General features: G+C 46.8%; 1 protein-coding gene. It reads left to right on the top strand.

Annotated elements, in window-relative coordinates; translation table 11 throughout:
- Positions 1 to 121 precede the first annotated feature (121 nt).
- Positions 122 to 559: an IS200/IS605 family transposase gene (tnpA, locus tag ACJ8IN_RS24615; RefSeq protein WP_047571605.1), complete on the top strand. Its 438-nt coding sequence runs from the start codon at positions 122 to 124 to the stop codon at positions 557 to 559.
- Positions 560 to 596: the final 37 nt, after the last annotated feature.

Raw genomic sequence — 596 nt, 5'->3', positions numbered from 1 at the left:
TTGTAAGCCTTAAACCACCTCCTAAGGAGGTGGTGATTGAACCTGTGAGGCTCTAGCCTGAAGGAAACCCATGCCGGAATATTCCAGCTTACTCACCACAAGTAAGAAGGAAATCACCAACATGGGTTTATACAGGAGTTCATCACATGTGTTCTGGCGTTGCAAATACCACCTGGTTTGGACGCCGAAGTATCGATTTAAAATCCTCCGCGACAAGGTGGGCAAAGAGCTCTACCGAACAATTTATATCCTCTGCAACATGAAGGACTGTGAAGTTCTTGAGCTAAATATTCAGCCAGATCATGTGCATCTGGTCGTGATAGTCCCCCCGAAGCTATCGATTTCGACGTTGATGGGCGTCCTGAAAGGACGCAGTGCAATCCGGCTTTACAATCGTTTCCCACATATACGAAAGAAGTTGTGGGGCAATCATTTTTGGGCAAGGGGATACTTTGTCGATACGGTAGGGGTAAACGAAGAAATTATCAGGCGATACGTGAAGCATCAGGATAAGAAGGACCAAGAGATCGAACAGCAGATGGAGCTGTTGCAGGATTAACTCGAAAATGGCCCCCTTTTAGGGGGCGTCGTGTAAA

This window comes from Serratia sp. CY31944, from assembly GCF_052169175.1.
Classification (GTDB): Bacteria; Pseudomonadota; Gammaproteobacteria; order Enterobacterales; family Enterobacteriaceae; genus Serratia; species Serratia sarumanii.
The sequence above is the reverse complement of the archived record's forward strand: the minus strand, read 5'-3'. Positions and strand labels throughout refer to the sequence as shown.